The following is a 24,325-nucleotide window of genomic DNA, read 5'->3' on the forward strand; positions in this document are numbered from 1 at the left end:
TTCAGATGCGCCGGGTCAGGGTCAGGGGGTGGTGGGCGGCGGCGTCGGGGCCGGGAGCTCGAGCGTGACGCTCTGGGTCGCCGCCGCCACATTCACGTCCTGCTCGGTCACCGTGCGGCCGTCGCTGGTGGTGGCGGTGACGTGCCACTTCCCCGCGGGCAGGTCCAGGCCGACCGAGCCGGTCGTGGCCACGCCGGTGGCGTAGGCCGCCGGGACGGCCGCCGTCTGGCCCGTGCCGGGCGCCACCGTGACGGTGCCCGCGACGGCGGTGGTCGTGCCGACCAGCCGGGTGCGGACCGTCAGCCCTCCCGTGACCTCGGCCAGGGTCAGGGCGACCGACTTCGCGGCGTCGCCGGCGGCGACCGTGACGCTCTGCGTGACGGCCGGCCAGAACGCCGACGGCTGCGTGGAGGCGGTGACCGTGTGGGTGCCCGGGGGCAGATGGAGCACCAGTCCCCCACTGCTGCCGACCACGACCTCGTCGTCGGGCAGGGTCAGGCCGGAGACCGCGATGGTCGCCGAGCTCGGCACGGAGTGGCCGGCGATCGGCGTACCGGCCACGGTGATCGTCACCGGCGTCTCGACCACGGTGACCGAGGTGTCGACCTCGGCGCCGTTGGTGCGTACGACGACATGGCCCTGGCACTCGTTCGCCAGGGAGTCCTTGCTGGGCAGGTCCACCTGGCCGAAGTGGCCGCTCGGCAGGGTCAGCTCGATGTTCCAGCAGCCGTACGGCACCTGCGGGAAGGAGACGGAGGTCCCGCTGACCGTCTGGGGCCCCAGGGGCGCCACACCGGTGTCCGTCGACCGCAGCAGCACCGACGCTCCGGTGAGCGCCGTGCCCGCGGGCGACGTCACCAGGTCGACCCGGGCCGCCCGCAGGATCCGGGCCATCGTCACCTGGAGCGTCGGGAGCGCGCCCACGGTGTGGTCGAACGTGTAGGGACCACCGACCGAGTCCTCGTACTTCCGCTTCTGGAACCGCACCTGGAAGCTGCCGTTGGGCACGGTCCTCAGCAGGAAGGTCCCGTTGGCCGCGGTCGTCGTCTGCAGCGGCTGGCCGTCCGTGCCGCTCGCGACCCCGGACGCGCAGGTGCCGCCCGTGCAGGCGTGCAGGGTCACGGTGACGCCGGACAGGCCGCTCTGCGCGTCGACCGAGGTCACCGTGCCGCTCAGGCTGTTGGCGGCCCGGCTGACCGCCATCGAGAAGCTCTGGCCGGCCAGGCCGGTCCTGATCTCGACCTGGGCCGTCGACACGACGACGCCGCTGCCGGACACCTGGAGGGTGTAGTTGCCGGGGATCGCGTCGGCGAACAGGTAGCGGCCGGCGGTGCCGCCGACCGCATCCGCGGTCGCGACGGTGGTCGTCCCGCGCAGCAGCTGGACGGTGGCGCCGGTCAGCGGCGTCTGGTTCTGGTCCTTCACGTCGACGGTGAAGTCGACCGGGATGACGTGGAGCGGCACGGTCGCCGTCGCGTCGGTGCCGTCGGCGACCCGCACCACCGTGCCGGCCAGCGCCGTGGACGGGGCGCCACTCGGCTTGACGGTCCGCCAGCCGGCCTGTTGGGCGGTCAGCAGCCACACGCCGTCGGCGATGCCCTCGACCTGGTTGGTGCCCGACAGCGTGAACCGGCCGTCGGGGCCGGTCGTCGCCGGGAAGCGGACCGACCCGAGCGCGGTGCAGTAGTCCGCCTGCTCCGCCGGACCGGCCGGCAGCCACGCGGTGCACCGCGTCGCCGTCACCGCCGCCCCCGCGAGGTTGCGTACGCCGACGTCGGGATCGGTCACCGGCGCGGCCGCCAGGACGCCCTGCACGGTGCCGTCGATCCGCGCCATCCGGGTCAGGGTCGCGTCGCAGGCGGTCTGCGCCCCGGGCTCGATCGAGATCTGCGCGGAGGCGGGCTCCGCGCCGACCGTGCAGCTCAGGGTGCCGGAGCCGAAGGCGTAGCCCGCCGCCTGCACCCGCAGGGTGTAGTCGGCGGCGCCGGGCCGCAGCCCGGTGAAGGTCACCGTGTTGCCGTCGGTCGGCGAGGCCTGGGTGCTCACCGGCTGGGTTCCGCGCAGCAGGGTGACGATCACGTTGTCGACCGGGACCGGGTTCCCGGTGCCGTCGAGGCCGAGCGCCTCGACCCGCAGGCTGCCGAGCTGGCGCAGCACGGGACCGTCGGGGGCACACGGCGTCGCGACCTGGCAGGTGAAGGTGACCGGGTCGCTGACGTACTCCCCCTTGCTCGCCGTCAGGGTGTAGGTGCCGGGCCGGATGGAGCCGGCGGCGTACCGGGAGTCGTGCCACAGCAGGTCGCCGTCGGCGTCGGCGGTGACCGTCACCGTGCCGACCGGTGTCGTCGTCGAGGTGACCGCGAAGGTCACGTCCGGGTACGACGGCGCCGTGCCCTCGGTCGTGATGCGGGAGCTGAACGTGACCGGGGAGGGCGCGAGGTTCAGCGTCATCACCGACTGCATCTTCTTGTCGGTGAGGACCAGCTCGTCGTAGCCGGGCTTGGTGACCCGGATCCGCTGGGCGTAGTCCGAGGCGAAGTCGACGACGGTCTGCGCGGACGCGCCGTAGGTCGCGTCGCAGGCGCCCTGCGCGACGATCGGGCTGGCGGCGTCGCGGAAGGCGACGCAGCCGTCGGCGGTGTCACTGGTCGCGGTGGCGGTGATCTGCTCGGGGGTGCTGCCGTCGTAGCTGCCGGGCGCGGTCACCTCGACGAGGGCGCCGCCGACCTGCTGGTTGCCGTCCGAGACGACCTGCGCGGTGAACAGCCCGGGACTGCGTCCCAGGGTCAGGTAGACGACCGCGACCTGGTTGTCGAGGACGTAGACGTCGCCGGTGTCGCTCCGCCGTCCCGCGGCGGACGCGGTGAGCCGGTAGCCGCCGGGCGACAGCGCGGTGAAGTGGACCCGGCCGTCGGCGCCGTACGTGCCGCTGGTGGCGGGGCCGGTGCCGCCGCCGGTCAGGATCGGCGCGATGGTGACGTCGGCGCCGGCGAAGGGCTGGATCGCACCGGTGCCGTCGAGCGCCTGCGGGATCACCTGGATCTCGGCGAGGCGGATGAACTCCAGGTTCTGGATGGTCGTCGAGCCGGGCGCGAGGTTCACGCGTACGCCGGTCAGCGGGGCGTAGGTCCCGTCGGTCATCCGCGCGGTCATCACCCACGGACCGGCACGGGGCACCTCGAGCTCGTAGGGGTCGAGGTCCTCGACCCACTCGCAGACCGTCGTGGCCTCGTCGAGGATGCCGCGCGGCTCGCCGGGCGCGAGACAGGTGCCGTCGGCGATCGCGGCCGCGCAGCTCGCGGTCGGCTGGGGGTCGCCGTCCGGGCTCGCCCAGATGCAGGTGCGGTTGTCGGTCGCGGGCACGCCGCTGGCCACGCGCAGGGTTCCCGAGATGACGGGGAGCTTGGTCAGCTCGGCCGTCGGGGCGATCGCGGTGCTGCCGAGGGGCAGCTGGACCCGGACGATCGCGCTCTCGTACCCGGGCGCGGAGACGAGCACCGAGTAGAGACCGGGCTCGAGGCCAGGTCGGCCCGGCTCGGGGAGGATGTACTCCTCGTCGCCCGCGAACGGCACCGTGATCTCGTCGCCGTTCTGGTCGGTGGTGGTGGCGTGGCACGGGTCCGCTGCCGTGCAGTCGATCGCGTCGCCGCTGTAGAGGTCGACGGCGGAGCCGCGGATCGTCGACGTCGCCGGCAGGACACCGCCCCCGAGCCGCTCGATCTCGGGGTTGACCGTCACCGCCTGGCCGGCGCCCACCTGCACCGTGAGGATGGCGGTCTCGAACTCGAAGTACTCCGTGGTGAGCTGGTAGGTGCCGGGCTCGACGCCGTTGAAGCGGAAGGCGCCGGCCTGCTGCCCGGGCGCCGCGTTGTCGGCCGTGGTGGTGGTCTTGTAGGTGTTGTCGCTGTTGCTCAGCGTCATGCCGGCGCCCACCACGCGGTCGCCGCCGGGGACCTCGCTGACGACACCGGCGACGACGCCGCTGCTCGCGACGAGCTCGGCGTCGAGCTTGGCCCGGGACTGGCCGCGCTTGAGCACGACCCGGCTGGTCTGGTCCTGGTAGCCGTCCGCGGAGAAGGTGACGACGTAGGAGCCCGGCGCGGGCAGGTCGGGGAGCTGGTAGCGACCGGCCAGCTCCTTGGTGGTCACCGTCGTGGCGACGCGCTGCTCGCCCTTGTCGTCGGTCGCGGTCACCGTCACGCCGCCGATCCCGCCGAAGTCGCCGCCGGGCTCGAGACCCTCGACCGTGCCCGTCAGCGCGGCGACCCCGGGGACCAGGCGGACGTCGGCCGTGGCGTTGCCGCCCGCGTCCAGCGTCACCAGGCGCGACTCGGTGCCCAGCCCGAAGCTGGTGACCTGGACCAGATAGCTGCCCGGGGTGTGCAGCCCGGAGACCGACCAGCCGCCGACCTTCTTGCGGGACGCGCTGCTGGTGGTCAGGGTGCTCGTGCCGTCGCTGATGGTCACCGTCGCCGCGCCGACCGGCCCGTCCGGGCCGCGGACCGTGCCGGACAGGCTGCCGTCGCCGGGCTCGAGCTCGACCTCCATCGGCTTGGTCGGGTCGGCGGTGGCCGCGTCCACGACGAAGCTCTGGGGGTCGTAACCCGGCTTGGTGAAGGTCACGAGGTAGTAGCCGGGTGCGGTGACGTCCGGGAAGGACCAGGTCCCGTCCGCGGTGGTCGTGGCGGTCCGGGTCCGAGGCAGCTCGCCCGGCACCCGCACCAGCACGGCGGACCGGGGCGTCTTCCCGTACGCGACCGGGCGGACGGCTGCCGAGGAGGCACCCGTGGCCCCCTCGTCGACGAGCGACGTCGGGGCGAGGGTGACCGTCACTCCCGACGGGTCCTCGGCGCTGACCGTGCCGTTGAGCTGCAGGCCCTTCGGTGTCGCGGGCGACTCCGCCCGGACCACCGTGACCCGCCCCTTCCCGTCCGCTCCCGAGCCGCCGGCGCCGCTGCCCTCCGCGGAGGCACCGCCCTGCTCGTCGTCGCCCGCGGGACCGGCGACCACCGCGTCCTCGGGCTCGGCGCCGAACCGGTCGGCGAGCGGCGGGATGAAGACCACCGCCGCGGTGATCCAGATGCCGACGACCGCCAGCAGGGCTCCAACACGCAACCAGCCGCTGCCGAGGACCGCGCGCTGCCGGGCGATCCCCCGGGCACGGCGGACCACCTCCGCCGTGGTCGCGGTGACCGTCCACGAGTGCTGGCTGGTGCTGCCGAAGGGTCGCGGCCGGGTCACCACCAGCCGAGCCGGGACCTGGACCTCCTCCCCGGCGGCGAGCGTCACGGTGCGCCGCTTGAGGCGGACCTCCAGGCCGGGGGTCGCGCTGCCCTGCAGCTCGGTGGTGGTGTCGGTCGCCCCGCCGTTGCGGAGTACGACGCTCAGCCGGCGCCGGCGGACCAGGGTCGACCGCTCGGGGGTGACCTCGAGCTGGAACTGGGCGCGGGGGTTGACCACCAGGGTCGCCTCGCCGATCGCGGCCGGCTCCGGGGCGGGACGACTCGTCCCCGGCACCAGTGCCTGGACCGTGACGGCGACCGGGTAGCGGGCCGGCAGCGTCCCGGCGGTGGGGGTGAGCCGGATCTCGAGGGTCTCCGACGCCCCCGGCGCCACGACGCCGCTGCGGATCGGACCGGGCAGCCAGGCGGGATCGACGCCCACCGTGAGCAGCGTGTAGCTGCGCGGCTCGGCGGAGGTGTTCGTGACGACCGCGGTGAGCGCGACCGCCGCGCCGGCGGCGGTCCGGACCAGCTCGGGGACCTCGATCCGCGGCGGCGGGGCAGGCTCGATCGGCGGCATGCTCATGGCGTCACACTCACGTTCCTGGTGGCCTGCTGGCTGGCTGCGACGGTCGCGTTGCCCGAGCCGATCGGAGCGGCGCCCTGGGTCCGACGCACCTGGACGACGTACACCTCCGGGGCGTCGACGTCGGCGAACTGGTAGTTGCCCGCCGCGTCGGTGCGGGTCGTGCGGTAGACCGAGCCGGGATAGCTCGCGGCGCGGTACAGCTCGACGAGGTAGCCCCCGCCGACGGGCGCACCGGAGTCGGCGACGGTGACCGTCCCGCTCAACGACGCGGCCTTCGCGAGCTCGGGGCTGTAGTCGCGGGTGTCGCCGGCCGCGAGCTGGAGGATCGTCGAGGTCGGGCGGACCCCGGCACGGCTCACGCTGACGGTGTAGGTGCCCGGCGGCAGGCCCTCGACGCGGTAGCGACCGCGCTGGTCGGAGGGCACCGACGCGGTGGTGACCCGATAGGTCGAGGATCCCGAGCTGAGCTCGACCGTCACCTCGCCGACCGGCCGGACCACGTTGTCGATGGCCGGCTGGGTGACCCGTCCCTCCAAGACGGTCGTCGACGACTTCATCACCGTCTCGATGCCGTGGGAGGTGACCGTGGCGCCGATCGAGGACGGCGTGATGGTGCCGACCTGGTCCAGGGTGACCGACACGGTCTGCGCGGCCAGGTCGGAGCGCGAGAAGGTGACGGTGTAGGTGCCGGGCAGGTCGAGTCCGGAGACCTTCCAGTTGCCCACCTTCCCCGAGCTCTGGGTCGCGGTCTCCACGCTGCGCACGCCGTCGGTGACGGTGACCGTGACGCCCGCGGCGGGACCGCCGCCGCTGAGCAGGGCACGGCCGCTCAGGCTTCCGGACGAGGCGCCGAGGCTGAGCGCCACCCCCGTCAGCTCCTGGCCGTCGGCGAGGGTGAGGCTCAGGGTCTGCGAGGCGTAGCCCTCCTTGCTGGCGACAACCGTGTAGACCCCGGGTGTCGGGAGTCGGCGCAGCGTGAAGCTGCCGACGTCGCCGCTGCTCAGGGAGACCGTGGAGGAGGACGACTCCCCCGAGGTGGCGGTGATCGTCACTCCGTCGATCCGCTTGCCGTTCGAGGTCACGCTGCCGCTGATGATCCCGTTGCCGCGGACCAGGTTGATCTCGACGCCCTGCCGCTCCTCGCCGGCCGCGACGTCGACGCGCTGGGTCGAGGTCGCATAGCCCTTCTTCGTCACCACCAGGTCGTAGACGCTCGGCGACGGCACGTTCGCGAACGAGAAGGTGCCGTCCGCCGCGACCGGTGCTGTGTCGACGGTCGCACCGCCCGTGCCGGTCACCGTCCCCGTCGCGACGGGCGCACCCGGGGCCGCGACCGGCGCCGTTTCCGGCGTGCGCAGCGAGACGGTGGCGTCCGCGATGTCCTCGCCGAGCACCGTGCCGCTGATCGTGGCCGGCGCGCCCCCGAGCGCCACGTCGAGGCCCGCGACCCGGTGGTCGGCCTCGACCGTGATCGTCTCGGCGTTCTCGACGCCCAGGGACCGCGGGTACCACAGCGGCTCGAACCCGGCGCCCCGGAAGACGAGCTTGTAGTCGCCGGCGGCCAGGCCGTCGATCCGGTAGCCGCCCTCCGCGTCGGTGGCGTCGGACGCCAGCGGCGTCACCAGGTCCTCGGCGCTGTAGACGTTGACGGCGACGCCGGACACGGGGAGCCCGGTCGTCAGCAGCCGGACCGTGCCGGCCACGCCGGAGTTGCCGCTCGTCGTACCCGATCCGTCGGCGGCGGCGATCTCGAGGGCGAGGTTGCGGTCGGCCGCCGACTGGCCGACCAGCCGGGAGAGGGCGATCGTCAGCACCAGGGCGAACACGGTCAGCGCGGCGAGCAGTCCGAACAGGCCGATCGGGCCCCGGGAGAGCACGGCGGTCTGCACGAGCGACGCCGTCGTCGCGGGCCGCTGCTCGGGATCCGGCGGGCGGGGCGCGTCCTGGTGGCGGTCGGGGCTCGGCGGCGGACCGCCCTCGACCAGGTGGATGTCGAGGACCCGCACCACCGGCTGGCCGATCAGCGGGCGGCGCCCGCGCGCGCGGAGGTCGACGACCGCATGCTCGCCGGGCGCGAGGTCGATCGTCGGCGGGTCGAACCGGTAGCGCATGGCGCTCTCGGCGTCGAGCCCGGCCAGCCAGCCCCGCGCCGGGGTGTTGCCGTTGTTGTCGATCAGGAGGCTGAAGCGGCCGGTACGCCCGGCGGTGAGGGTGACCGGGTCGATGCGCACCTGCGTGCTCGGCGCCTCCGGCACGACCAGCACGAACTCCTCGACGGCGCTGCGCTCGGGCGGCGTCAGCTCCCGCACCTGGACCGCCATCCGGCGCTCCCCCGCGGCCAGGCCGGCCGGCACGTTCACCGTCGCGACCAGGGTCCGCGACTCGTCGGGGAAGAGCGAGATCCGCTCCTCCTCGAGCTCGACCCACGACGGGTCGGCCCCGAGCAGCCGGAGGGCGTAGCCGCCGATCACGGTGCCCGGGTTGGTGATCGTGATCGCGATCGTCTGGGGGATGCCGGCGGTGACCTCGACCCGGGCCGGGCTGACGGAGACCCGCATGTCAGCCCGTCTCCTCGAGCGCGAGGCTCAGGTCCGCGTCCTGGCCGGCCCGGATCCGGACCAGGCCGGTCTGCTGGGTCCAGCCCGGCATCGTCGCGGTGACGCTGTACCAGCCGGGCTTCAGGCCGGCGAACAGGAAGCCGCCGTTCGGCAGCGCGCCACCGCGGCCGCTGGACGTGGTCCGGAAGGTCTCGGTGCCGCTGGTCACGGTGACCATGACGCCGTCGAGGAGGCCGCCGCCCGCCCGGGTGACCTTGCCCCGGAGGTTGCCCAGCTGCGTGGTCAGCTGCAGATCGACGGTGGCCGCCGGTCCGTCCGCGGCGAGGCTGAACGGCCGGGTCTCCGGCGCGTAGCCCGGCGCCGTGACGGTCAGCGTGTAGTCGCCGGGGGCGGGCAGGTCGCTGAACGCGAAGCTGCCGACCTTGCCCGTGGTCAGGGTGGTCGTGGACGGGGACTTCCCGTCGGCACTCACCGCTCCGCCGACCACCACCGTGACACCGCCGATCCCGCCGTCGCTGCCGCGCACGACACCGCTGACGCTGCCGGTCCCGGCGGTCAGCTTCTGGTCGAACCCGGCCCGGCTCTCCCCCGGATCGAGCGCGACCGTCTCCGTGCGGCTGCCGTGCCCGGCGGCGGTGAAGGTGAGGACGTAGGTGCCCGGGGTCGGCAGGTTCTGCAGCGCGTAGCTGCCGACGCTGCCGACGGTCGGGGTGATCACCGACACCGCCTCTCCGTCGACCGTGGTGGTCACCGTGACCCCGCCGAGCGGGCCGGCACCGCCGCGGACCACGCCGGAGATCTGGCCGCCCCCGGCACTCAGCAGCACGGTCGGCTGGATCCGGTTCTCGCCGCCGGCGAGCTTCTGCGTCACCGTCGTCGGCCGGTAGCCCTCCGCCACGAAGCTCAGCTCGTAGGCGCCCGGTGCCTGCAGTCCGGTCAGCACGTAGCCGCCCGCGGGGTCCGTGGTCGTGGTCGCGGCCGGCGGGGCGTCCGCGGCGCTGCTGAGCAGCCGCGCCGACACGGTGGTGGCGACCGGCACGAGCGAGTCGCCCGGGTCGACCTTCCCCGAGATCGAGCCCTCCTGGCCGCCGATGACCACGTCGATGCCGTCGACGGTGCCCTGCGCCTCGGCGAGGATCTCCTGCGCCTCGGCGCGCCCGGACCCACCGCCCGGCGCGGACTGCCCGGCACCGCCGACGTCGCCGCCTCCCGGACTGCCGTACCAGACCGTGTCGTAACCCTTGGCGGAGAACTTGAGTCGGTACGACGTCGGGAACAGTCCGGCCAGCGTGTAGCTGCCGTCGCTCTGCGTGGCGCCCGAGCTCACCTTCACCATCCGGCCGTCCCGCCCGGCGCGGTAGGCCTCCACCAGGATCCGGCCGACCGGGCTGCCGTCGCTGCGGGCGGTGACGGTGCCGCCGATCTGCCCGCCCACCCCCGGCGGCAGCAGACCGCTCTTCGGCAGCGCGTCCGCGGGACCGCCCGCGCCGCCCGCGTCCTGGTCACCGCCGCCTCCGGCCGCCGCGGCGAAGAAGGAGGCCGGCGCGGTCTTGGTCAGGGGGTCGCCGGCGAAGACGTTGATCAGGCCGAAGAGGAAGATGGCCGCCCACAGGGCGACCACCGACGCCAGGATCAAGAAGGTGAGCAGGCCGCGACTGATCAGCGGACGCTGGCGCAGCTGCACGGTGGTGCTGTGGGTGAGGGCCGGGTCCCCCTCGACCGCGGGATCGACGGTCGGCGAGGGAGTCCGCGGCGCCGTACCGGTCTCCGGGTCGGCAGTGGCCGGGCCCGTCGTCGGCGCGGGACCGGCCGGGGTGCCGACGATCTCGATGCCGGCCGTGCGGTCGACCTCGGCGCCGGTGATCATCCGGGGGCCGCGGACCACGGCCATCACCGACGTCGTGGTGCCGGCGTCCAGCCGCAGCGAGCCCGGCGTCAGCCGCACGGTCGTCCCGGCGTCGCCCGGCGTGCTGGCGAGCGCGACGTCCAGCGGCACGTTGCCGTGGTTGGTCAGCGCGAGCACGAACCGCCCGGAGCGCCGGGCGCGGACCATCCGCGGCTCGCGGACCACGCCGAGCATCGGCCGCGCGGCCACGTCCAGGTCGACGTCGGCGTGCTGCACGGCACCGGTGGTGTGGGAGACCACCTCGACCGTCAGCGGGTGCCGGCCCGCCGGCTGGGCCTCGGGCAGATGGACGGTCAGCTCGAACTCGCCCTCCGCCTCCGGGAAGAGCGGCAGCATGGCCGGCTCGGCCCCGACCTGCGCGCCGCCCGCGCCGATCAGCCGGGCCGACAGTCCGTCGATGATCGTGCCGGTGTTGACGACCTTGACCAGGATCCGGGAGACGGATCCTGGGTCCGCGGCGATCTCTCGCTGCGGGGTCGACAGCTGCATCGGCTTTCACCTGATTTCAGGCACGCCGGACTTCCGGCAGCAGATTCCGGCCGGTGAGCGTGCGTTGGGGGCGCCTCGCATCCTAAGAACGGCCGCGCCATCGTGCAGGAGAATCGGCAAATGCGCCCGGATCTGCCCGACCGCCTGCGGACATCCGTGGCCCGGCACTAGATTGGCCGTCCATGCCGGCCGCGGCCGGCCCGAGGTCGGACGACCTCGCCACCGGTCGAAGCAGAGGCCTCCCCCCATCGTGTTCATCAGCAACGTCGACGCCGCGCTCGAGCAGCTCGTGCGCGACCGGCTCTCCCTCACCGAGGACGTCGGCGAGGTCTCCTTCGCCACCCCCGACAAGGAGTGGGCGGCCAAGCAGACCCGGATCACCGTCAACCTGTTCCTCTACGACGTGCAGCGCAGCGCCGACCCGTCGCGGTCGGTCACCCGGCCCGACGACGCCGAGAGCCGGCGCTTCCGCCGGCCCCAGCCGATGATCCAGCTCAGCTACCTGATCAGCACCTGGGCCGGCGGTCCCCGCGACGAGCACCAGCTGCTGAGCGACCTCGTCAGTCTCCTCGCCGGCACCGAGATCGTGCCGTCGGCCGTCACGCCGTCCGGCCTCTCCTCGACGATCCGGCTCTCGCTCGGGGACGACCGCCACGCGGCACGCGAGATCTGGCAGGCGCTCGGTGGCACCCTGCGACCCGCCGTCCAGGTGCGGGCCACCGTCGCGGCCGACACGTTCGCGTGGGAGGACCAGGCGCCCGCCGTCGAGCGGATCGCGGCCATGGCCGATCGGATCCGACGATGAGACCGCACCCCCGGGCCGCCGTACCCGCGCTGCTCGCGGCGACCACCCTCCTGCTGGCGGGCTGCGGGTGGTTCGGCGACGACGACGCCGACGGCACCTCCGTCTTCGAGGTGAAGCCGGGGATGTGCTTCCGCGCGCTGGAGCAGGTCGAGGCCCAGGTCGACGACCTCGACCAGGTGCCGTGCGGCGATGCCCACGCGCTCGAGGCCTACGCCGTCGTCCCCTACGACAAGGAGGGCAGCACCTTCCCCGGCGAGGACGAGCTCACGGCGTTCGCGGACGGGCACTGTGCGCAGGAGTTCCGCGACTACGTCGGCGTGGACTATCTCGACTCCGACCTGTTCTTCACCTACCTGCTCCCCTCTCCGCGCAGCTGGGAGGACGACGACCGCGACGTGCTCTGCGTGATCACGACCGCGGGCGAGCCGCTCACCGCCTCCGTCGAGGGCAGCGAGCGCTGAGCGCCGAAGACCACCCGAACCCAGCCGATCGGAGCCGCCATGCCCCTCCCCGTCGTGAACGGCGCGCAGCTGATGTGCAGCTTCGGGATCTCGCCGGCCCCCTTCACCGTGCTGCCGGCGCGGCGGGCGATGATCGGCAAGCAGCCGGTGGCCGTCATCACCGACATGATCCCGCTCGCCAACATCGGCTCCTTCGGGATGTGCAACTCGCTGGCCAACCCCCAGGTGGCCGCGGCCACCTCGGCGGCTCTGGGCGTCCTCACGCCGATGCCGTGCGTGCCCGCACCGGCCGGGCCGTGGGGCGGTGCGGCGCCGTCGCCCCTGGTGGGGTCGCTGCCGGTCGTGCAGAACAACTGCTCCCTGAACTGCGCGTGGGGCGGCGTCATCCAGGTGATCGCCCCCGGACAGTTCACGACGCAGACCGGATGAGCCGGACGCTCGACCGCGCGTAACACAGCTCACCCGGGCCCGGGCGTATCTCCGGAGCAGTTTCGTCGTTTTGCACTTTTCGCGCCTCGTGATGGAGCACGATTGCTCCGGTCGGCTCTTTCGGCCCCCCAGCACCCGAGCACCCCCTCCCGAGAGCGAGTCCGTTGCCATGCCCACCTACACCGCCCCCGGCGTGTACGTCGAAGAAGTCGTCTCGTCACAGAAGGTGCTCTCGGCGGCACCGACTGCCGTCGCCGCGTTCGTCGGTTTCACCGAGCGGGCACCGCTCGACGACCCGAACGACCCCCAGGGCCTGGCCCCGCGCCTGGTCACCAGCTGGAACCAGTTCGAGGCGCTGTACGGCGGGTTCGCGCCGGGCTGCATGCTGCCCCTGTCGGTGTACGGCTACTTCGCCAACGGCGGCAGCATCGCCTACATCTGCCGGGTGCCGAACGTCGAGCCGGCCGGTGAGCCGTCCCGCATCGAGCTGCCCGCCAGTGACCGGGCCCTCGGCCTGCCCGTCGCCGTCGAGAGCCTCGAGCCCGACGCCGACATCACGGTGCAGATCAGCTCCGACGACGCGGGGGCCGACGACGACGCGGCCGCGACGTTCACGATGACGATCCTCGAGGGCGGGGAGCCGGTCGAGTCGTTCCCCGGCCTCGACCTCTCCGGCGGCGCGACCGGCGTCGCGACCGCGGTCAACGGCACCTCGACCAAGGTCAAGGTCGACCTGCTGGTGGAGAAGGACGTCGACCTGTCCGGTCAGCTCGAGCTGATCCGCCCCGGCGTCTACGACCTGGTGAAGGCCGCACCGGTGCCGGTGCCCGTCACCGGTCGCAAGTTCGCCGGCTCGGAGTCGGCTCGCGCCGGGATCAACGGCCTGGCCGTCGCCGAGGACGTCACCATGGTGCTGGTTCCCGACCTCGTCACCGCCGCCACGCAGGAGGACGGCACCATCGACCTCTCGCTGTGGAAGTCCGTGCAGACCGCGCTGATCTCCCACTGCGAGCAGCACGGCAACCGGATGGCCGTGCTGGACGCGCCTCCGGGCATGAGCCCCCAGCAGATCAAGGACTGGCGCAGCGACGTCGCCATGTACGACTCGGCGTACGCCGCGCTGTACTACCCCTGGATCAAGGTCGACAACCCGATCGGCGTCAACGGCGACCGCGAGATGCTGATCCCGCCGTCGGGCCACATCGCCGGCGTGTGGGCCCGCACCGACGAGACCCGCGGCGTGTGGAAGGCCCCCGCCAACGACACGATGCGCGGCGTCCTCGACATCGAGCGCAACGTCACCCAGAACGAGCAGTCGCTGCTCAACCCGATCGGCATCAACTGCATCCGCCCGTTCGGCACCCGCGGCATCCGAATCTGGGGCGCTCGCACCCTGGCCTCCGACACCGACTGGCAGTACATCAACGTCCGCCGGCTCTTCAACATGGTCGAGGCCTCGATCCTGACCGGCACCCAGTGGGCGGTGTTCGAGCCCAACGACATCACCCTGTGGGAGGGCGTGAAGCGCACCCTCGACGCCTTCCTGCGCGGCCTGTGGTCGGCGGGCGCGCTCTTCGGCGCCAACGCCGACGAGGCGTTCTACGTCAAGTGCGACGCCGAGACGAACCCGCCCGAGTCGATCGACGCCGGCCTGCTGGTCGTCGAGGTCGGCATCGCTCCGGTCAAGCCCGCGGAGTTCGTGGTGTTCCGGATCAGCCAGAAGAAGCAGTCGGCGTCCTGAGCGGCCGCTCCTGCTAACCCCATCGCGCAGACGAGAACCAAGGATCTGACATGCCCAACGACGCACTCATCAACAACGACCCCATCGTCTCCAGCAACTTCTTCCTGGAGATCGACGGCTCGATCGTCTCCATCCTCAGCAGCGTCTCCGGTCTCGACATCGAGGTCGACGTCGTGACCATGGAGCAGGCCGGCGCGAACGGGAAGGTGCAGGTCGTCAAGACGCTCGGCAAGACCACCAAGGCGCCCGACATCAGCCTGGTGCGGATGGCGCCGCCGGACTCCAAGCAGGACAAGCTCTGGGGCTGGTTCAACGACATCCGGGAGAAGGGCATCGCGCTCGGCGACCGGAGCAGCAACCGCAAGAACGGCTCGATCGTCATGTACGACTCGACCAATGCGGAGATTGCCCGGTTCAACTTCACGAACGGGTGGCCGAGCAAGATCTCGACCGACCAGCTCAGCATCGACTCCAACGACCCCGTCAAGGAGACCATCACGCTGACCGTCGAGAGCCTGTCGCGCGTCAAGTGAGCGCTCTGCGGACGACCTACGAGTTCACGCTCCCGCGGGGGTACGTGGACGACGACGGCCAGGTGCACCGGACCGGGACCATGCGGCTGGCGACGGCCCGTGACGAGCTGGAGCCCCTGCGGGACCCGCGCGTCACGGGCCCGGACGACCCTCGGCTGACGGTCCTGGTGCTCGCGCGGGTGATCAGCACGCTCGGCAGCCTGCCGCAGGTGACGATGCACGAGATCGAGGGCCTGTTCGCGGTCGACCTGGCCTACCTCCAGGACTTCTACGGCGTCATCAACTTCGGCAACCAGGCCGAGTTCGACGCCCTCGTGCAGGCACAGCAGGGCACGCAGCTGGTGGTCGACCAGCCGCCCGCGCCGCCGTCGCAGCCGCCGGCTGCGGAGCCCGTGTCTGCCGCGTCGACCGAGCAGGCCTCGGCCGGCGAGGTCGCCGTCGAGCCCCGTCCCACGTTGCGGCATGCCGTCGAGGAGCTTCCGCGGAAGAACGGGTGAGGTCTCGGCATGTTGCGCTACCCCACCGACGCCCTGTGGCAGGAGATCGCCTACCTGGCGTACCACCTGCACTGGTCGATGGGTGACCTGCTCGACCTCGAGCACATGGACCGGGTCCGGATGGTGCGCGCGGTCGTGGCCCTGAACGAACGAGCGTGGGAGGCGGTGCGCGAGCATGTCCAGTAGCAGTGTCACGCCCCTCGGGGGCGATCTGCCCGCCGCGAACCGGTTCGTCTTCGAGCTCGACGGCACCGAGATCGGCGTCTTCCGCGAGGTGCACGGCCTCCAGGTCACGGTCGCCGTGCACGAGTTCGCCGAGGGAGGGCAGAACGGGTACGCGCACCGGGTGCCGGGGCGCATGTCGTGGCCGCACCTGCTCTTCAAGCGCGGACTGACCGACAGCAACGCCCTGTTCGAGTGGCTGGAGCGCAGCTCGGGCGAGGGGTTCGCCGCGGCGGGGAACAAGCTGACCCGGTCGACCGGCGCCGTCACGGCGATCGACACCACCGGGACCCGGCTGCGCACCTGGGAGTTCCTCGACGTCTTCCCCGTCCGGTGGCGCGGACCCGACTTCTCGATCGGCAGTCCGACGCCGCTGGAGGAGGAGCTCGAGGTCGCGCACCACGGCTTCCGGGCCAGGACCGTCACGTGAGCCAGGACGCCGTGGCGGCCACCGACGCGACCCGGCTCGGCCGGGCCGCGGCCGGGCGGCTGCGCCTGCCGGCGGCCACCGGCGCGCGGCAGAGCCAACGCCAGATCGGCGTCCTGGCCCGCTCCGTCGGCCGCTTCGCCAGTGGCGTGTCCCGACCGGCCGACGTCCGGGTCGCTCTGCGCGGCCCCGGCCTCTCCCCGAGCGAGATGCGTCCGCCCCGCTGGTGGACACCGATCGCGCCGCACCCCAGGGATCCGGTCGCGGATCCGGTCACGGACGGCGGCAGCACTCCCGCCAGTACTCCCGACGACGCGTCGCGCGACGCGGCCGGCGGCGGCACGGCCGACACGCCCGCCCCGTGGCTGCGGGGCACGCGGCCGGTCGGCGCCGGCCCGCTCCCGGCTCGCGGCCTGCCCCGTGCGGCTCGGGCCGTCGAGGACGAGCAGACCTACACGCCGGGCGGGATGCTGTCGAACCTGACCTCGGTCGAGGCCCGGGTACGCCGCCATGCCGAGGTGACCGCGTCGGGTCCGATGCTCACCCAGGCCGATCGCCAGCGGCTGACCGCCGTACGGCGCCCTCCGGTCGAGGAGCCCGCGGCCCCCAGTCCAGCGACCGGGCCCCCGACGGCCGCCGCACCGGTGATCCGCCGCTCCCCCCATCGCTCGATGGCCGGCCCGTCCCCCGCCGCCCCCGCCGGGACACCCGCCACCGGGACACCCGCCTCCGGGACGCCCGCGGCGCCGCCTCCGGGCATCTCCCCCACCCTCACGCCGTCCGCCTCGGCGGGTGACACGCCGACCGGCTCCCGGCCGTCCGTCGCCGGGGCCGCGGGACCGCGGGCACCCTGGAGCCTCCCGGCCGGACCGACCCGCTTCACCCGCAGCCTGCGGACCGCGACCACGCCGGGGGCCCGGCTCGGCCCGGCCGGCGGGCCGACAGCCACGGCCCTCACCCCGGCGACCCCGGTCCGCGCCGCCGCCGTCGGCCTGCTCGACCGCGCCCCCGCGCTGCCCGGGCACCCGCTGCCGATCGCCGCACGGACAGCGGGCGCCGCGCCGCACCGGGCCGGGACGGTGGTCGCGCCGCGCCCCGCGGCCGTCGCTCCGCCCGCTGGGGCAGCCCCGGCAGCACCGCCGGCACGCTCGGCGTCGTCGGCGTCGCCGACCTCGACGGTGCCCGCGACACCGACCGCGCAGCCGCCGAGCTCGCCGCCGCCGACACCAGGGACAGCCGTCACTCCCCCGTCTGCCACTCCCACGCCCACCACCCCGACTTCCACCACCCCGACTTCCACCACCCCGACTTCCACCACCCCGACTTCCACCGCCCCGACTTCCACCGCCCCGACTTCCACCGCGCCCGCCTCGGCCGCGTCGGCACCGGCCGCGTCGGCACCGGCCGCGTCGGCACCGGCCGCGTCGGCACCGGTCGGCTCCGCCGTGTCCGTCTCGTCGACGACTCCGGCCGCCCGCCGGCATGCCCGCCGCCGGCCGCCGGCCACGCCGACCGCGTCCCGGCCGGCGATCGCGATGCCGGACCAGCTCGTGGTGCGGCGCTGGACCCGGCACGGCCGGCGGAACACCGCCCTGGCGACCGGCTTCGGCGTCGACACCCCGATCCGTCCGGCGACGGCCGGCGCCCTTCGCTCGCCGGCACCGCCGACGGGGAGCGCGCCCGCCTCGATCGTGCCGACGACCGCGAACGGCACGGCGAGTCCATCCACCGCTCCCGCCGGCTTCGCGACGGCCCCGTGGGTGGCCGCGACCACCGGCGGCGACGTCCCGGCCCGGCCCGGCCCCCGCATCGGGCGCCGCGGCCCGGCCGGCCCACCGGCGCACCCACCGATCGTCGGGGGAGCATGGGCCGCCGCGCCCGGCGACCGAACGGGCGCCGCCGCCCTCGGCCTCCCGACCGCGCCACCGGGCGTCATCGCTCCCCGATCGGTGCCCCCCGGCCCGGCAGTCCCGGCATCGGCGGGCGGGCCCGCGTCCACCGAGCTCCTGAGCGCGCTGCCGGTCGCGCCGCCGCGCACCGGCCCCGTCGCGCGGGAGATGCCCGCGCTGCCGGCACCACCTCCGTCGGCACCACCTCCGTCGGCGACGCCGCCGGGCGTCCCCGCGACGTTCACCGCGGCCGAGATCGAGCGGATCCGCGGCGGCACCGGCTCCTTGCTCGAGCGCACCGCCGACCTCTTCACCGCGGCGCCGGTGCCCGGCGCCGCCCTCAGCCCGTCCCTCGTCCGCGGCTCCGGTGCCGGCGAGCCGATCGACCGCACCACGGGAGGTCCTGCCGTGTTCCACCAGACCAGCACCGAGAGCCACGCGGTGGCCTCGTCCCGGCCGGATCCGTGGCGGGCGGGCGTACCCGACCCGTGGACCGACGGCCACGAGCCGGAGCCGACCGGCGCCACGCTCGACCGGATCGTGGACGCGGTGGTCGAGCGGATCGAGGACCGGGTGATCGACGAGCTCGAACGCCGCGGCCGGCACGAATGGCGGGTGGTCTGAGATGGCCGAGCTGGAGAAGGCCTTCCTGGAGCTCGAGGGCGGCGAGCGGCTGCCCTGCCTCTACAACCCGGAGACCCTCAGCGTCGGACGACGCAACAACTGGGTCTCCAACCCGATGCCGGGCAAGGGCGTGCCGACCCTGCAGTACGCCGGCGCCGGCGGTGGGTGGATGCGGATGGACCTCCGCTTCGACACGACCGCCGACGGCAGTCCGGTGACGAAGCACACCGGCAGGATCCTGAAGCTGATGGAGGTCGACCCGAACCTCCCCGGCACCGACCTGGAGCGCAACAACGCCCGGCCGCCGACCGTCGTCTTCCACTGGGGGGACCTGCACTCCTTCCGTGCGGTGGTCTCCGACATCCAGCTCAGCTTCACCTACTTCTCCTCCGGCGGCGTGCCGCTGCGCGCCGAGATCCAGCTCGAGCTGCGGCAGTACGAGAGCTCGGACGCGCTCGGCCCGCAGAACCCGACCTCGGGGACACCGAAGCCGAGCCGCGTGCACCGCGTCCAGCCGGGCGAGACCCTGGACCGGATCAGCGCGCGCTACTACGGCGACGCGACCCAGTGGCGCCGCCTGGCCGTGGCCAACAACGTGGAGGATCCGCTCGCGCTCCGTCCCGGCGCCCTGCTCGACATCCCGCGGGAGAGCTGATGGCCGGCTCCGCGTCGACGATGCCCGTCCCGGCCGCTCTCGAGGTCGCGGGCGCTCCCCTCAGCGCGCAGCGCCTCGAGCTGCTCACCTCGTTGCGGGTGGAGACCGCGGTCAACCTGGTCGGACGGCTCACCCTGCGCTTCGCCGACGCCGGCTACCAGCTGTCCACGGGCGAGGTGTTCGGCATCGACGCGGCGCTGCGGGTGACCGTTCCCGGCGCCCAGCAGGTGCTCTTCCACGGCAACGTGAAGAGCATCGCCCTGGACCATTCGGCCGGCCAGGTGCCCGAGCTGGTGGTGGTGGCCGAGGAGCCGACCTGGCGGCTGGCGCGGGACACCTCGATCGGGACCTACGAGAAGATGTCGGCGGCCGACGTCCTCTCGCGGCTGCTCCGTCAGGCGGGTCTCACCCTGGTCAACGGCGAGCCGGCGCTCTCCCGCCTGATCCCGGAGTACACCGCGAAGCTGGGGTCCTCGCTCGCCCACCTCGACGAGATCGTGCGCGCCCACAACGCGATGTGGTGGTTCGAGGCACCGAACAAGGTGCACGTCGACCCGGTCGGCGCGATCACGCCCGCCGCCGTCCGGCTCGCGTTCCCCCGCACCGACGGCAACGCCACGCCCGACCAGCGCCTGCTCGCGTTCTCGGTGAAGGCCACGGCGGGGACGCCCCGGCAGACCCAGGTCACGGGCTGGGACCCCAAGAGCAAGCAGACCATCGAGGGCACGGCGCGAGCGGACCGGGGCGAGCAGCACCACTTCGCGCTGCTCACCGGTCGCACGGTGGCGGGCATCAGCGGCACGGCCATGCGCACCAACGCCGGGGCACCGCAGGTCCAGGCCGAGGCGGCGACCCTGGCCGCGGCGATCCAGACCTCGATGGACTCCGACGCCCTGATCGGGCGCGGCACAGCGCTCGCCGACCCGCGGATCCGCCCCGGCGTGGTCGTGGAGATCGCCGACGTGGGCCCCGCCTCGGGCAAGTACCTCGTGACCCGGGTCGAGCACGTGTACGACCGGCGCGGCTTCCACACGACGTTCCACACCGGCAGTCACCGGCCGCGCGGGCTCGTCGACACCTTGGGCGGGAACCGCCCGGAGGCCCGGGTCGACGGCATCCAGGTCGGCATCGTGACCAATATCAGCGATCCGGAGCAGCTCGGGCGGGTCCGGGTCAAGCTCCCCTCCCTGCTCGGCAACGACGTGGAGTCGGCCTGGGCCCGGGTCTCGACGTTCGACGCCGGCAACGGGCGCGGCGCGACCTTCCTGCCGGAGATCGACGACGAGGTCCTGGTCGGCTTCGAGGAGGGAAGTCTGCGCCGGCCCGTGGTCCTGGGCTCGGTCTTCGGCGGCAAGAACAAGCAGCCCGAGCTCGGACGCCTCCTCGGGCAGGGGCGGGTGAACACCCGTCGGCTGACGTCGCGCACCGGCCACGCGCTCGAGATGGTCGACGAGACGGGCAAGGAGGCGGTGCTGCTCAAGCACGGCCGCAAGGAGATGTCGATCAAGCTCGACGAGGCATCCAACACCCTGACCGTCGAGGCCAAGGGCGGCGATCTGACGTTCACCAACGGCCAGGCCACGATCACCCTCGCCAACAACGGTGACATCACCATCGAGGGCACCAGCCTGAAGGTCAAGACCAGGGGCAACCTGTCCCTGGACGCCGGCGCCTCGGCCGATCTGAAGGCCCAGGGGCCGCTCACCGCCGAAGGCGCCAGCACCACCGTCAAGGGCAAGGGCAACGCCACCTTGGAGGGCGGGATGACGACGATCAAGGGCGGGACGGTGCTGATCAACTGATGACCACCACCCCCAGGACCGGACGCCCGAACGAGGACGACTCCTCCTTCGTCGGCCGCGGCTTCGCCTGGCCGCTCGGCGTCGACCAGACCGGCACGATCCGTCTCGCGGACGGCCCGGAGTCGCTCGACCGGGCGATCACCCTGGTGCTGATGACCGCGCCCGGGGAGCGTCTGATGCGGCCCGAGTTCGGTTGCCGGATCTCGGAGCTGCTCTTCGAGCCGATCACCGGGAACCTGCTCGGACTGATCGCGCAGTACGTCCGCGAGGCGCTCGCCCGCTGGGAGCCGCGCGTCGACGTCGACGACGTCGTGGCCGCTCCGGACCCGGCGCAGCCGTCGCTGGTGCGGGTCGCGATCAGCTACCGGGTGCGCGCGACCAACGACCGTCGCAACCTGGTGTACCCGTTCTACGTCATCCCGCACGACGCCGAGTGAGCTGAGGATCCCGACCCATGCCCCTGCCCACCCCCAGCCTCGACGACCGGACCTTCCAGGACATCGTCGACGAGGCCAAGCGCCTGATCCCGCTGTACTGCCCGGAGTGGACCAACCACAACGTCTCCGATCCCGGTGTGGCGCTCATCGAGCTGTTCGCCTGGATGAGCGAGATGGTCCTCTACCGGGTCAACCAGGTGCCGGACCGGCTCTACTCGCACTTCCTGAACCTCGTGGGCATCGAGCCGTTCGCGCCCTCGGTCGCCCGGACCGACCTGACCTTCTGGCTGTCGACGGCGCTCGACGTCCCCGTCGTCGTACCCGCCGCCACGGAGGTGTCCACCCTCACGACGGGCGAGTCGGACACGGTGGTCTTCAGCACGCTGCGCGACCTGACCATCGCTCCTCCACGCCTGGACGCCGCGATGACGGTCAGCGACGGTGGACGGACCGTGACGGACGTCTGGGACGACGTCCGCTTCGACCCCGCCGGCGTCCGCTGCTTCGCCTCCCCCGACCTGTCCCCGGGCGACACCTTCTGCCTGGGCTTCCGCGACACCCTGGCCGGCGTCGTGCTCCGCCTCGACATCGACGCCGAGGCCGAGGGCATCGGCGTCGACCCGACGAACCCGCCGCTCGCCTGGGAGATCTGGAACGGTGAGGGATGGATCGGCTGCCGGGTCTTCGAGGACACGACGGGAGGTCTCAACCGGGCCGGCGCGATCTCCCTCCTGGTGCCGGTCGAGCACGCCCCCAACGCGGTGGGCAACCTCGCGGCGTACTGGCTCCGGGCACGTCTGCTCGCGCCCTCGCCCGGCGAGCCCACCTATCGCGCCTCGCCCCGGGTGCGTGCGGTCAGTGCCGCGGCGATGGGTGGCACGGTGACCGCCGAGCATGCCGAGCGCTTCCCCGCCGAGCAGCTCGGCCGCAGCGACGGCTCACCCGGCCAGGCGTTCGCCGTCGGGCACGCCCCGGTGCTGCCTCGCACCACGGAGGAGGTGGTCGAGGTCGTCGACGGTGACCGGACCGCGCGATGGACCGAGGTGCCCGACTTCTCCGGATCCGGTCCCGACGACCTGCACGTCGTGTGGGACGACAGCACGGGCACCGTCCGGTTCGGCCCGCGCATCCGCTATCCCGACGGCTCGACGCGCCAGCACGGCGCCATCCCGCGCGACGGCGCGTGGATCCGGGTGTCCGGCTACCGGTCCGGGGGCGGCCGCGCCGCCAACGTCGGCGTGCGCACCCTCTCGGTGATGCGGTCCTCGGTGCCCTACGTGTCGGGCGTGGTCAACCTCGCTCCGGCACGCGGCGGGGTCGACGCCGAGACCGTCGCCGAGGCCAAGGAACGGGCGCCGCTGACCCTGCGCACCGGCCAGCGCGCCGTGACCGCGGACGACTACGAGCGGCTCACGCTCGAGTCGTCCACCGAGGTCGCGCGGGCCCGATGCCAGAGCGCGCAGCGGGACAACGGTGCCGTCCAGCTCCTCATCGTGCCCCGGGTGCGCGGTGAGGCGACCCAGCACACGCTGGACGACTACGCGCTGCCCCCCTCCCTGACCGAGACCGTCTCCCGGCATCTGGACCGGCACCGGATCGTGGGCACCGCCGTCGAGATCGGCACTCCCTACTACCAGGGCGTCTCCGTGGTGGCCCTCGTGCACGGCGAGCCGGGCCGGCCCCCGGCCCTGGTGCGCCAGCGTGCCGTCGACGCGATCAGTCGCTTCGTCAATCCGCTCGTGGGCGGCACCGACGGCGCGGGCTGGCCGTTCGACAGCGACCTCAACGGAGCCGCGGTGACCCAGCTCCTCGAGTCCGTCGAGGGGGTCGCCCGGGTCGAGGAGACGCTGCTCTACGAGTACGACCTGCGCACCGGCCGCCGGCTCGGCTCGGCCAAGGAGGTCGTCCGTCTCGACCGCCGCTCGCTGTTCCTCGCCGCCGCGCCCCAGGTGATCGTGCGATGACCCTGTCCCCCCTCGTGACCCGGGTGCCGGACGCACGCGTCCGGCCCCGCCGTGACCCGAACTGGATGCTCCAGCAGCTCCCGGTGGCCATGACCGGCGAGGACTTCTTCGTCCGGTTCGTCTCGATCTTCCAGCACGTCGGGACCACCCTGCTGGACGACGCCGACACCGTCGAGCACCTCCTCGACCTCAGCGTCGCGCCCCCGGAGATGGTGCGCTGGCTCGGTTCCTGGATCGGCCTCGGCGCGCTCGACGCGTCCCTGCCGATCACCCTCCAGCGCCGGATCGTCTCCAGTGCCGCCCAGACACTGGCCTGGCGCGGCACCAGCCACGGGCTGCGCACCTACCTGGAGCTGGTGACCGGGTCGGCCGTGACCATCGAGGAGGGTGGCGGGATCTGGCCCGCCGGCGACGCGCCGACCGACACCGCCTGGGTGCGTCTGCGACTGGAGTCGACCGGCATGATGTCCGAGGCCGAGCTGGTCGAGGTGGTGCGCGACGAGGTGCCCGCCCACGCCCGCACCGAGCTCCTCGTGGCCGGGCGGCTCCTGTGGTCCTCGGCGGACGACGACAAGGAGGCCGGTCGGTGACCGCCGGGGAGCAGACGTCGAACGGATCGCCGGTGACCTGCCCCGAGTGCGGCACCCAGGCCACCGTCGCGCTGGGTCAGCGCGACGCGGCGGACTTCTGCGCGCGCTGCGACTACCCGCTCTTCTGGACCCCGCAGACCATCCAGCTCGGCGACCGGGAGACCGACGGAGCCACGCTGCGGCGCCTGCCCGGTACGGCCGGTCAGGTCACGGTCGCGTCGGTCCCGTGCCCGCACTGCGGCGAGGTCAACCCGCTCGCGGCCGAGAGCTGCACCCGGTGCGGCCTGCCGATGGTGGTCGCCCCGCCGCCGGAGCCCGATCCGGAGCCGGAGCCCGTGCTCGTCGTACCTCCCCCGCCCGTGCCGGAGCCCGAGCCGCACTCCCTGTGGTGGGCCTGGGCGCTGCTGGGGTCGACGGCGCTGCTCCTGGTCGCCCTGCTCGTGTGGTGGCGGGTGGCCTGACCGGCTCCCACCGACCCGGCGCAT

Annotated in this window: 18 protein-coding genes; 15 read left to right on the top strand and 3 right to left on the bottom strand. The window is 73.4% G+C overall.

The features are described from left to right. Positions 1-21 precede the first annotated feature (21 nt). The 3 genes from ACPZVR_RS09900 to ACPZVR_RS09910 are packed head-to-tail and all read right to left on the bottom strand — an operon-like array spanning position 22 to position 10,764. Complete coding sequence (locus ACPZVR_RS09900; protein WP_436699410.1) at positions 22-5,808, bottom strand: carboxypeptidase regulatory-like domain-containing protein; 5,787 nt, start codon at positions 5,806-5,808, stop codon at positions 22-24. Then, positions 5,805-8,369: a carboxypeptidase regulatory-like domain-containing protein gene (locus tag ACPZVR_RS09905; RefSeq protein WP_436699411.1), complete on the bottom strand. Its 2,565-nt coding sequence runs from the start codon at positions 8,367-8,369 to the stop codon at positions 5,805-5,807. The genes ACPZVR_RS09900 and ACPZVR_RS09905 overlap by 4 nt, the downstream gene beginning before the upstream one ends. Before the next feature lies 1 nt (position 8,370). Beyond that, entirely contained in the window at positions 8,371-10,764 is a 2,394-nt protein-coding gene (locus ACPZVR_RS09910) for a carboxypeptidase regulatory-like domain-containing protein (RefSeq protein WP_436699412.1), read from the bottom strand. Positions 10,765-11,014: 250 nt separating this feature from the next. Here ACPZVR_RS09910 and ACPZVR_RS09915 point away from each other — a divergent pair, with 250 nt between their 5' ends. From ACPZVR_RS09915 to ACPZVR_RS09985, 15 genes are all read left to right on the top strand, one after another. Continuing rightward, positions 11,015-11,569 carry a Pvc16 family protein gene (locus tag ACPZVR_RS09915; RefSeq protein WP_436699413.1) on the top strand — a complete coding sequence of 185 codons (555 nt, stop codon included), beginning with the start codon at positions 11,015-11,017 and terminating at the stop codon, positions 11,567-11,569. Further along, a complete protein-coding gene (locus tag ACPZVR_RS09920; protein WP_436699414.1) occupies positions 11,566-12,030 on the top strand; it encodes a septum formation family protein in 465 nt (154 codons plus the stop codon). Before ACPZVR_RS09915 ends, ACPZVR_RS09920 begins: the two co-directional genes overlap by 4 nt. A 39-nt stretch (positions 12,031-12,069) precedes the next feature. Then, positions 12,070-12,459, top strand: coding sequence for a DUF4280 domain-containing protein (locus ACPZVR_RS09925; RefSeq protein WP_436699415.1), 390 nt, complete (start codon positions 12,070-12,072; stop codon positions 12,457-12,459). A gap of 169 nt (positions 12,460-12,628) precedes the next feature. Next, the gene (locus ACPZVR_RS09930) at positions 12,629-14,200 is read left to right on the top strand and encodes a phage tail sheath family protein (protein ID WP_436699416.1); all 1,572 of its coding nucleotides are present in this window, start codon (positions 12,629-12,631) and stop codon (positions 14,198-14,200) included. Positions 14,201-14,250: 50 nt separating this feature from the next. Then, positions 14,251-14,733: a phage tail protein gene (locus ACPZVR_RS09935; RefSeq protein ID WP_436699417.1), complete on the top strand. Its 483-nt coding sequence runs from the start codon at positions 14,251-14,253 to the stop codon at positions 14,731-14,733. Then, a complete protein-coding gene (locus ACPZVR_RS09940) occupies positions 14,730-15,230 on the top strand; it encodes a hypothetical protein (RefSeq protein ID WP_436699418.1) in 501 nt (166 codons plus the stop codon). The genes ACPZVR_RS09935 and ACPZVR_RS09940 overlap by 4 nt, the downstream gene beginning before the upstream one ends. 9 nt (positions 15,231-15,239) lie before the next feature. Further along, positions 15,240-15,416, top strand: a complete 177-nt coding sequence (locus tag ACPZVR_RS09945; protein WP_436699419.1) for a DUF6760 family protein — start codon at positions 15,240-15,242, stop codon at positions 15,414-15,416. Next, positions 15,406-15,882 carry a phage tail protein gene (locus tag ACPZVR_RS09950; RefSeq protein ID WP_436699420.1) on the top strand — a complete coding sequence of 159 codons (477 nt, stop codon included), beginning with the start codon at positions 15,406-15,408 and terminating at the stop codon, positions 15,880-15,882. The genes ACPZVR_RS09945 and ACPZVR_RS09950 overlap by 11 nt, the downstream gene beginning before the upstream one ends. Then, entirely contained in the window at positions 15,879-18,392 is a 2,514-nt protein-coding gene (locus ACPZVR_RS09955; RefSeq protein ID WP_436699421.1) for a hypothetical protein, read from the top strand. Before ACPZVR_RS09950 ends, ACPZVR_RS09955 begins: the two co-directional genes overlap by 4 nt. A 1-nt stretch (position 18,393) precedes the next feature. Next, positions 18,394-19,047, top strand: coding sequence for a CIS tube protein (locus ACPZVR_RS09960; RefSeq protein ID WP_436699422.1), 654 nt, complete (start codon positions 18,394-18,396; stop codon positions 19,045-19,047). Beyond that, positions 19,047-20,849 carry a phage baseplate assembly protein V gene (locus tag ACPZVR_RS09965; RefSeq protein WP_436699423.1) on the top strand — a complete coding sequence of 601 codons (1,803 nt, stop codon included), beginning with the start codon at positions 19,047-19,049 and terminating at the stop codon, positions 20,847-20,849. The genes ACPZVR_RS09960 and ACPZVR_RS09965 overlap by 1 nt, the downstream gene beginning before the upstream one ends. Further along, the gene (locus ACPZVR_RS09970; RefSeq protein ID WP_436699424.1) at positions 20,849-21,286 is read left to right on the top strand and encodes a GPW/gp25 family protein; all 438 of its coding nucleotides are present in this window, start codon (positions 20,849-20,851) and stop codon (positions 21,284-21,286) included. Before ACPZVR_RS09965 ends, ACPZVR_RS09970 begins: the two co-directional genes overlap by 1 nt. 17 nt (positions 21,287-21,303) lie before the next feature. Further along, entirely contained in the window at positions 21,304-23,250 is a 1,947-nt protein-coding gene (locus ACPZVR_RS09975; RefSeq protein ID WP_436699425.1) for a putative baseplate assembly protein, read from the top strand. Continuing rightward, positions 23,247-23,840, top strand: a complete 594-nt coding sequence (locus ACPZVR_RS09980; RefSeq protein ID WP_436699426.1) for a phage tail protein — start codon at positions 23,247-23,249, stop codon at positions 23,838-23,840. The genes ACPZVR_RS09975 and ACPZVR_RS09980 overlap by 4 nt, the downstream gene beginning before the upstream one ends. Beyond that, positions 23,837-24,301, top strand: coding sequence for a hypothetical protein (locus ACPZVR_RS09985; protein WP_436699427.1), 465 nt, complete (start codon positions 23,837-23,839; stop codon positions 24,299-24,301). Before ACPZVR_RS09980 ends, ACPZVR_RS09985 begins: the two co-directional genes overlap by 4 nt. The last annotated feature ends 24 nt before the right edge of the window (positions 24,302-24,325 follow it).

Source organism: Nocardioides segetis (assembly GCF_051390595.1).
Taxonomy (GTDB): domain Bacteria; phylum Actinomycetota; class Actinomycetes; order Propionibacteriales; family Nocardioidaceae; genus Nocardioides.

Bases quoted from the DNA above. Each gene is read 5' to 3' on its own strand.
- ACPZVR_RS09935 (WP_436699417.1), top strand. From the start codon at position 14,251: ATGCCCAACGACGCACTCATCAACAACGACCCCATCGTCTCCAGCAAC.
- ACPZVR_RS09965 (WP_436699423.1), top strand. From the start codon at position 19,047: ATGGCCGGCTCCGCGTCGACGATGCCCGTCCCGGCCGCTCTCGAGGTC.
- ACPZVR_RS09975 (WP_436699425.1), top strand. From the start codon at position 21,304: ATGCCCCTGCCCACCCCCAGCCTCGACGACCGGACCTTCCAGGACATC.
- ACPZVR_RS09930 (WP_436699416.1), top strand. From the start codon at position 12,629: ATGCCCACCTACACCGCCCCCGGCGTGTACGTCGAAGAAGTCGTCTCG.
- ACPZVR_RS09980 (WP_436699426.1), top strand. From the start codon at position 23,247: ATGACCCTGTCCCCCCTCGTGACCCGGGTGCCGGACGCACGCGTCCGG.
- ACPZVR_RS09900 (WP_436699410.1), bottom strand. From the start codon at position 5,808: ATGAGCATGCCGCCGATCGAGCCTGCCCCGCCGCCGCGGATCGAGGTC.
- ACPZVR_RS09905 (WP_436699411.1), bottom strand. From the start codon at position 8,369: ATGCGGGTCTCCGTCAGCCCGGCCCGGGTCGAGGTCACCGCCGGCATC.
- ACPZVR_RS09945 (WP_436699419.1), top strand. From the start codon at position 15,240: ATGTTGCGCTACCCCACCGACGCCCTGTGGCAGGAGATCGCCTACCTG.
- ACPZVR_RS09925 (WP_436699415.1), top strand. From the start codon at position 12,070: ATGCCCCTCCCCGTCGTGAACGGCGCGCAGCTGATGTGCAGCTTCGGG.
- ACPZVR_RS09920 (WP_436699414.1), top strand. From the start codon at position 11,566: ATGAGACCGCACCCCCGGGCCGCCGTACCCGCGCTGCTCGCGGCGACC.
- ACPZVR_RS09910 (WP_436699412.1), bottom strand. From the start codon at position 10,764: ATGCAGCTGTCGACCCCGCAGCGAGAGATCGCCGCGGACCCAGGATCC.
- ACPZVR_RS09970 (WP_436699424.1), top strand. From the start codon at position 20,849: ATGACCACCACCCCCAGGACCGGACGCCCGAACGAGGACGACTCCTCC.
- ACPZVR_RS09960 (WP_436699422.1), top strand. From the start codon at position 18,394: ATGGCCGAGCTGGAGAAGGCCTTCCTGGAGCTCGAGGGCGGCGAGCGG.
- ACPZVR_RS09950 (WP_436699420.1), top strand. From the start codon at position 15,406: ATGTCCAGTAGCAGTGTCACGCCCCTCGGGGGCGATCTGCCCGCCGCG.